The organism is Chitinophaga sp. (assembly GCF_036569185.1).
GTDB lineage: Bacteria > Bacteroidota > Bacteroidia > Chitinophagales > Chitinophagaceae > Chitinophaga.
On record NZ_DATCRD010000031.1, the window covers coordinates 20,097 to 28,960 of the forward strand.

The 8,864-nt window shown below is 49.0% G+C and carries 6 protein-coding genes and 1 pseudogene; 1 reads left to right on the forward strand and 6 read right to left on the reverse strand.

All coding sequences use genetic code 11. The features are described 5' to 3' along the window. Window positions 1-8: 8 nt before the first annotated feature. The 6 genes from VIM72_RS02460 to VIM72_RS02485 form a co-directional block, all read right to left on the reverse strand. Window positions 9-3,350: a SusC/RagA family TonB-linked outer membrane protein gene (locus VIM72_RS02460; RefSeq protein ID WP_332001288.1), complete on the reverse strand. Its 3,342-nt coding sequence runs from the start codon at window positions 3,348-3,350 to the stop codon at window positions 9-11. 190 nt (window positions 3,351-3,540) lie between these two features. Then, a complete protein-coding gene (locus tag VIM72_RS02465) occupies window positions 3,541-4,683 on the reverse strand; it encodes a FecR family protein (RefSeq protein ID WP_332001289.1) in 1,143 nt (380 codons plus the stop codon). 119 nt (window positions 4,684-4,802) lie between these two features. Continuing rightward, entirely contained in the window at window positions 4,803-5,396 is a 594-nt protein-coding gene (locus tag VIM72_RS02470; RefSeq protein WP_332001290.1) for an RNA polymerase sigma-70 factor, read from the reverse strand. Between the two features lie 199 nt (window positions 5,397-5,595). Continuing rightward, window positions 5,596-6,201, reverse strand: coding sequence for a hypothetical protein (locus tag VIM72_RS02475; RefSeq protein ID WP_332001291.1), 606 nt, complete (start codon window positions 6,199-6,201; stop codon window positions 5,596-5,598). 177 nt (window positions 6,202-6,378) lie between these two features. Next, window positions 6,379-7,278 carry an alpha/beta hydrolase gene (locus VIM72_RS02480; protein WP_332001292.1) on the reverse strand — a complete coding sequence of 300 codons (900 nt, stop codon included), beginning with the start codon at window positions 7,276-7,278 and terminating at the stop codon, window positions 6,379-6,381. Window positions 7,279-7,315: 37 nt separating this feature from the next. Continuing rightward, complete coding sequence (locus tag VIM72_RS02485; RefSeq protein WP_332001293.1) at window positions 7,316-8,314, reverse strand: alpha/beta hydrolase; 999 nt, start codon at window positions 8,312-8,314, stop codon at window positions 7,316-7,318. Between the two features lie 163 nt (window positions 8,315-8,477). Here VIM72_RS02485 and VIM72_RS02490 point away from each other — a divergent pair. Continuing rightward, window positions 8,478-8,864 (forward strand): annotated as a pseudogene (locus tag VIM72_RS02490) (hypothetical protein); the annotation flags it as partial.

Consider the following 8,864-nt stretch of genomic DNA (forward strand, 5'->3'; position numbering starts at 1 on the left):
TTAAAGATTTAAAATCGCACCGAAACCCCGCCCGTAAATACGCGCAGCGGTGGTAAGCCCCGTTGCAGGTTTTCCGGATCGAGCCCTTTGTATTTAGATACGGTGAGTAAATTCTGTCCTGCCACATATACCGATACGAATGCCATACCAGCCCTTTGGGTCAGCCGGGCCGGCAGCCGGTAGCTGATGCTCAGGTTTTGCAGACGGGCATAACTCGCATCACCAAATGCTCCCGTACTGTTCCTGAAATAAGTATTGTTCAGGTTCCCTTTAGTGCTCTGGGTCGCCTTCATGACGGAAGCCTCATCTCCCGGCTTTCTCCAACGCATCTCCGCTATATCTGCCGGGATATTATTGTTAATGTAGCCCGCGGGGGTGTACGGGAACGCCAGGTAATTGGGCCCGATCTTATTCATTACCGACACAAGGAAATCCAGGCTGAAGCTCTTATAGCTTACGGTATTCAGCACACTCCCATACCATTTAGGCGCAACATCCACAAAACCCGTCTGGTCGCTGGGTTTCAGCGTATTCGTATAGGACAGATACGATCCTTTCTCTCCCTTGGCATTGTAGAAACTGTAATATCCTGTGGCCGGGTCCACGCCTGCATAGTTGTACAACTTGTAGCCCGTTATCGGTTTACCGATAATATAATTGAAGTTATAGGGCACGGTCTCCAAACCGGGATAGGCCAGTAGTTTGGTCCGCGGTATCGTCAGCATTATCCGGCTGTTCCAGGAGAAATCCCTGGTCTGTATATTCCTGGTATTGACCGTGAACTCCGCCCCATAGCTCCGGATCTGCGCCTGTGTATTAACGGTGTAGTAGTCGAAGCCGGTAAGCGAAGCCAGTGACTGGCTCGTCAGCTGATCCCCTGCTTTGTTCGTAAAGTAAATAGCCTCGATATTCAGCCTTCCTTTGAACAGGTCAACGTTCAGGCCCAATTCCAGGTTATGGTTCGTTTCCCAGTGCAGGTAAGGGTTGGACAGGTTCGCGGGAGCAAGCCCAAGCCCTCCGCCATAAGCGGCAGGGGTAGCATAATAGATATTGATATACTGATAGGGCGATATCGCGCTTGCACCAACAAGGCCATAGCTGCCTTTCACCTTGAGAAAATCGACCACCTTACGTATTGGCTTGAACCAGGGTTCCTCGCTGATGATCCAGGCCCCTGCTACAGCACCGAAATTCCCAAACTGCCTGTTGTTGCCAAATACGGAAGAGCCGTCACGCCGGCCGCTGAGATCTAAAATATACTTATCGGCCCAGCGGAAGTTGATCGCCGCAACGCCGCCGATATTTCTCATTGGCTTAGAATTATAGGTGGTAGTAGGTGGCGTATTGGCATTTACAGGGTTCATCATCAACTGGTCGGTAGCAAAGCCGGCCCCATCGATCTTAGTCTGCTGATCAACCCTGTCCCTGATACTGGCGCTGACGATCACATTGAGATGAGCCTTTCCCCAGGTATGTACATACTCCGCGCGAGGATCGGCGCTAAGGGTCCTTATTTTGTATTGATTGAGTGTGGAGGCACGCTGTGCAGGGGTAAAGTTGGCCGGATTGAACATCGCGGCAGGTTTTCCGGTGAATTCCTTTGCAGACAACAGGCTGAACCCACCCACGGCCGTAAAGGACAACCCTTCTATTGGGGTAAAGGTCAGCGAAGCGCTGGCGATCAGGTTATCTGTATTATTTCTGTAAATCGCGTTCAGCAAAGCAACAGGATTGCCTGAGAGGCCAGGACTTTCCCAATTGACCTTACCGTCGGGCAAAAAAGGTTTGGGTGCATTCGGCGCCCAGTAAATACCGGAGCTTGCAAAGTCCACCGGCACTGTATTATCGACATTAGTAGAATAACTTCCGGACAGGCCCATGCGAAATTTCCGGTCATTGGTAGACGCATTGATGCTGAAATTCATACCGCCCTGTCGCACCGATCCCACATTTCGTTCAATATTGCCTGTGGAGCTATAGTTGGCCCCTATCAGGTAATTGCTGTTCTGGCTCCCGCCGGTATAGTTGGCATTCAACCGCGTGGTAGCAGCATGACTGCCAAGGAAAAATTGCTTCCAGTCGGTACTCTGCGTGCTGTCCCAGACGCCATTGACGTCATAATCAAACAAGGCCGGCCTGACGCTGTCGTTAGCGAACGCCTCCCGCCGCAACTCCAGGTATCCTTTCAGATCGAGCAGCTTTGGGGCACGCCCCAGTGTTGATATGCCCTGGGAGTAATTTACCGCCAGGGAAGGCTTGCCTGCCTTTCCTTTCTTCGTGGTGATCAGGATAACGCCAAAGGCGCCGCGTGAACCATAGACCGCTGTGGCACTGGCGCCTTTCAATACGTTGATCGATTCTATAAGTGACGGATCCAGATAGTTGAGGGCATTGCCACCCATCTGCGGTAATTGAAAGTTAAAATCGTTCATTGGCAACCACGCGCTGGCCGGGTATTCCACACCATCAACGATATAGATCGGCTGCCCGCCGTTCCTGGGAACATTAGGCGGTGCGGCCCTGTCGCCCGACAATGTGTTGAGGCTCCTTATCTGAACAACAAATCCTCCATTGGCTTTACCGGTCAGCTGGGTCACCTGCATCCCTGCCACACGGCCCTCCAGGGCCTGTAACACATTGGATACCGGGTTACGCTCAATTTCCTCCGCGCGGATGGTACTGATATCCGCCGTATTGAACCGCAATGTCGTTTTCGAATAGGCCGTTGTCTGAACGGCATCCAGCGTACTTGTCGCCTTCTTCATAGGCAGGAACAATGTCTGCGGCTTATCCTTTATCGTTACGGCCTGTGTCAGCTTTTCATAGCCGATAAAGCTGACCTCTAACATATAGACGCCTTCCGCAAGGCCCGATGTCCTGAACCAGCCGTTGACATCCGCGGTGCCGGATGCCGACACACGCCCTTCCTTTCGGATGATAACCGAGGCCCCCACCAGCAGGTCGGCTCCATCAACAAGGCACACCTGCAACCTGCCCTTGTCGTCGTTGGACCTGGGTCGCGCCGTGTCAGTAACATTCGGCAGAACAGGCGTTACCAGCCTCGGTTTGATAATGATAAACTTGTCCCGGATCTCAAAGGTCAGTGGCGAACCCGCTAAACAGCGCTCCAACGCTTCTCTCAATGGAGCGTTCGCCATACTGACCGTCACCCCGTTGGCGACGTCCACTAGCTCCCGGGTGTAGACAAAGCTGTAGCCGGTCTGTTTCTTTACTTCTTTGAAGACTCGTTCCAGCGGAGCATTTCTGAAAGAGAGGGTCACCACCTGGGAAAAACCAGTGGCGCTGACCTGTAGACAGACGGCAAGAAGGAAGATAGCAGTCAACTTCATAACCATCCATGTTTTGGTAGGCATACTCCACCCTCGCGGCGGCAGCACGCAGCAGTTAATAAATTGCATACATTTGCAATGTTTGGATTAGACAATAAGCAGTTTTTGGTCGATTGTAATTGGCATAACCCGAACTTTAAGCCGCTCCGGATCCTACCCCGGAGCGGTTTTGTTTTGGCAACCAGCTTCTTTATGGTAAAACGAAAACTTTTCTTCCTTCGATGCGGAAGTGCACCTGGTCGGTGGCTTCCAGCAGCTGTAACAATTGTGATAAGGGAGCATTACGGGGAATATCCGCAATGAAATGCTTTTTGATCCTGGTCTGATAAACTACGTCAACATTATACCAGCGCTGCACCTGTTGCATGATGGCCTCGATGCCGGCGTCTTTGAATGCGAAACTGCCATTCTTCCAGGCGAGCACCGCATCGATGTCCGGATTATGGTCGATAAAAATGGCGCCGCCGCCATTCGAAATAACCGCTTGTTGGCCGGGTTCCAGGATACTTCCTGCTGACCCCTTCTCTACCTTTACTTTTCCTTCCACTAAAGTTGTTCTAAGGGCCTCCCCATCGCCATACCCGTTGACATTAAAACTGGTGCCCAATACCTCAACGCGCATATCTCCCTGCTGCACAATGAAAGGCTTTTGCTGGTTCTTCATTACTTCAAAATATACCTCGCCACTGATAGCGACCCTGCGCTCTTTACCTGTGAATGCCGTGGGATAAGTGATAGAGGAGGCGGCATTCAACCACACCTTTGTGCCATCCGGTAAGGTTAGATGGTACTGATTCCCTTTCTGCGTGGTCAATGTGTTATAAAAGATCTCCGGTGCTTTTCCGGCGCCGGCCTGGTATACAAGCTGGCCGCTATCGCTGAGAATAACAGTGCTGCCCTGATGGCCAATTGTTTTAGTGGTGCTGTTATCGAGCAAAACAGTCTTCCCTCCTGAGAGGGTAAGAACAGCTGCGCTGTGCCCTGGCTGGACATCATCGCGATAGCGTTCCGCCACAGAAGCGATCGTATGCGGCTTTGTACGGCTGAAGAACAATCCTGCCACCACTATCAGCAGGATGAATACAGCAGCAATGGCCAGGCTTTTTTTGCGGAGCCACACCAGCTTATGACGGCCCGGCGTTTCCATCCCTATCTGCTGCAGCAGGCGCGCCTCCATGGCCGATTCCACCTGCTGTCGCTCTCCCTCCGCCCATGCCCAATGTCCTTCATCAACCAGTTGCTGGTACCATTGTTCTATCAATAAAATCTCTTCCTCACTCGCGTTACCATCAAGATATCGCTGCAAGAGAGCCCTGGCAGTTGTAGCATCCATAGATAGATTTTTTGAATAACCATTCGTGCATCCTTATATATAGTCAGGTGAAAGTAGCCGAGGTAGTAAAAAAAAGATAATAATTTTTTCATCCTGGGTTTACATGCGGCAGGAGGCGCTTAGGACAACAGATAAATAAGGAGGGCGGAGACCTGGGCGTTGGTATTGCCCATGGCCGACCGTAACAATTGCAGGGCGTTCTGGATATGCTTCTTCACCGTCAATTCTGAAATACCCAGATGAGCGGCAATCTCTTTGTGCGACAGATGCTGCTGACGGCTGAGCAGGTATACTTCACGCATTTTGGGCGGCATGTTGGCGATAACGGATTGCAACACCTGCTGTATCTCTTTCACGCGCAGGAGCACGTCTGCGGACGGAGGTTCGATGACCTCGGAAGTTTTACCCAGCGCCGACAGGTAGTGCCGGCGGGTGATATTCTTTTCTATATAGTTGATTGCCTTATATTTCACACTGGCCTGAAGATAGGTTCCCAGCGAGCAGGTAAGATCCAGCTCCAGACGCCTGTTCCATAAGGACGCAAACACCTCCTGCACAATATCCTCCGCGTCCTCCTTATCCCGGATCACCCGGACGGTGGTAATAAAGAGAGACTCCCAATGACGCCGGTATAGTTGTGTAAAAGCGCCCTGATCACCAGCAGCCATCTGGCTCAGGAGTTCTTCATTACTGGTCAGATCCTTACCTTTCAACGAGTTTTACTTTGGGATAAAAGTAGAGAAAAAAATTATGGATTCATATTTTTCCCTTCCGGTCGCATCGTTGAAAGATGAGGGACCGGTTCATCGCCCACGGAGACGGAACAGACAATAACGCCAAAAGGTTGTAAGGCATTGCTTACAACCTTTATATTTTTGGTCAGCCCAGGCGCCTGTTTAACAATTGACTTACTCAGCAACCTTTATGAGGAGGGCGTTTATAAATTACCTTACTATCCTGTTCCACATAATCGCCCGATACTATGGGATATGCATACTTAGGTGCATACGATACACCATGGCTTCTTATAATTATTTTGTCGTTCACCTTCAGGTTACGCAATTGCTGAAACTCATCAGATTTTTCCAGCCCGAAACTCAGAATATAATCGTCGCCATTAATCCGGGCCATCACTCCGAAACCTAATCGTGAGCCTGGCGGAAGAGAAAGAGAGGTTATAACAGCCTCCATATTGGTAAAAGCACTTACAGGCTTCCTTATTTTAGCAGCACAGGCCAGCACCTTTTGTCCTTCAGGAGACGCTTCCCATTTTTTGAACATTATCCCGGCAGGTGTAGCCTCCCATTTTTCCCTTTCTGCTTTCATTTCTGCAGCAGAGAGTGGCTTGGGGGTTGATTTTTTAGAACTTTGATTTTTAATTTCGCGATTAGCAAATACTAATCCGCTTACCACAACCAGCGGTAAGATCAGCGCATAAATAACCTTTTTCATATTGTTTGTAGTTTTAATTGACCTGGATAAATCAGATCCGCTTAAGGCATCTCTTTTGTTTTTCATATCCTGTAAAGTTTGATACAGCGAAACTACTTTGATTCTTTTAGCCTGAAGGATTAGGATTGTAAATTAAAATGTAACCATTGTAAATTATTGTAAATAGCACGCTGGACGTGGGTTTAACAAAACGGGGACCCGCCATCTGGCTTGTCCCCGTTACATTACCTGAAAATGCTCCTGCTATTGTTTAATAAACCTGATCAGCTCAGCATTGGTCTTGTCTTTTTCTTCTATAAACGCAGCATGACCACTTTTTTCAAAGGGCACCAGCGTTGAGTTCCTGATACCTGCCTTCATCTGTTCTGCCAGTGCGTAAGACACGATGCTGTCCTGCCTGGCATGTAAGATAAGCGTAGGTATCTTTATTTTTGGCAGATCTGATCGCAGGTCCTCATCCCTGAGTGCAATCAGGGCTTGTTCAGTGGCGTATGGAGAGGATTGCGCTTCAATACCCCCCAGCCAGTTACCCAAACCTGGTGTCAGCGAAGTGGGCGACAGGGTGAACTTTGCCGCTACGGCGTCAAATAAGGCCGGGCGATTATTATTGTGCAACTCTATCCAACCGGAGATCTGATCTTTGGTGAACAACGGGTAAGGGTAATCCGGTTCCTGGGTGTGGCGAGGCGCCGCTGCGTCGAACAACACCAGTTTTTTTACATGCGCCGCATTAAATCTGGCCACATAATGAATTGATATCGCTCCTCCCATCGAATGCCCGCCGAGAATGGCATCTTTAATATTTAGCTTATCGAGCACCACTTTTATATCCGTTGCAAACTGATCATAGTTATACTTGCCATATGGCTTATCGGATAAACCAAATCCCCGCAAAGTAATGCCAATAACCCGGTAGCCAGCCTTTACCAGGGCATGGTACTGGTATTCCCAACAGGCGTCGCTTAAAGGATATCCATGAATGAGCACAACGGGCGTTCCTTCTCCAAGATCGGTGACATGCAATCTTACATTGGGCTCCACCTCGATGTATTCGGCCCTGGCTGATGGTTTGTTTTGAGCTGAGCTGCCGGCGGTCATAAGCGAAAATGCGAGGACTGCCGCAACTGATAAAGTTATTCTCACGATATATTTTTTTGAATTAGCAAATCTGCTTCAGCGGTTACTTTATTTCCAGGTATTTTTTGAGCTCGGCTGCTGCCTGAAGAAAAAGTGATCTTGTCTGGGGAATATTTGCCAAACCGTTCAATAGCCCGAAGTCGTGGATCATTCCATTGTATCGAATGGTAGTTACCACTACTCCGGCTTCATCGAGCTTACGGCCATAAGCCTCTCCCCCATCACGGAGCACATCCGCTTCGGCCACCTGTATTAAAGCAGGAGGAAGCCCCTTTAACTGATCGATGGTAGCATTGAGCGGGGATGCATAAATCTGCTCACGCTCGGCCTGGTCAGTGGTGTATTGGTCGTATAGCCATTTCATTAAAGGAGTGGTCAGAAAGCGGTCCTGTCCAAATCGCTTATAGGTATCATGTTCAAATCCTGCGTCAACGATCGGCCAGAACAGCACCTGTACACGGATCTCCGGCCCTTTGTTTTCCTTGGCTTTGATGGCGGTTACAGTGGCCATATTGCCTCCTACGCTGTTACCTACAACTGCAAGGCGGCTACCATCTACGCCAATTTCGGCACCATGCTCCGCCACCCATTTGGTAGCTGCATAAATTTCATTTACGGCCTGGGGATAATGTGCCTCGGGTGAAGGCGTGTAATTCACAAAAACAGCTGCTGCACCGGACAGTACCACCAGGTCTCTCACCATTCTTTTATGCGTAGGATAATCGCCCAATACCCAGCCGCCTCCATGAATGAAAATAAAAACCGGGAGCTGTTCCTTGTTTCCTTCCGGCTTTACGATATTTAATTTGATCGAAAAACCATCGGCGCTGATTGTTTTCTCACTTTCTTCAATCCCTGAGTAATCAACATCCACAGCCGCTTGCGCATTCACCAGCGCCTGGCGGGCGTCATTTACAGAGAGTGTTTCCAGTCCGGGTGCGCCCGGTACATTCAGCACACTTAAAAAAGCTTTGGTTTCTTTTGAAATAGCCGGATCATTTTCTACAGCCGGTATCTGCTGTGTGGTTTCTTTGGTACTCATAATTTTTGATTTGTTTTGCCCAGGCAATTCAAACCATATGCCTACCTGTAATTATTTAAAAATCAAAAGTTTATGAAAATAATCGATTTAAAAAAATACGACATGTCGTAATTTTATGATATCGTTTCCTTGTCATGCTCTATGAAATTCACTAATTTCGATCATGCGGAAAACCAATCACAACGGTGCTACAGGAATAGACCGGAACCATCATCCCAACAAAGATGTCATCTTTGAAAATCAACTCATTCAAAAAGAAAACGAACAGGCAAGTTTGCTTTGCATAGCAGGCAGGATCGCTGCTGCGCGCAGCCGGGCGGATCTCTGGGATATCATCAATAATGAAATACTGGAGCTGTTTGGCAGCCAGTATTATACTTTATGCTTATTATCTGAAGATGGCAACACGCATTATCCATTTTTACATAGCCGGGATAAAAAACTGGAAAATGATAAAGTAGATAGTCCCATTATTCACCGTCAGCACCCTGTGAACGACGGTGTTTTCAACCTCGCGCTGTCGGCCGGCCAGCCGGTGATCTTTCAACTT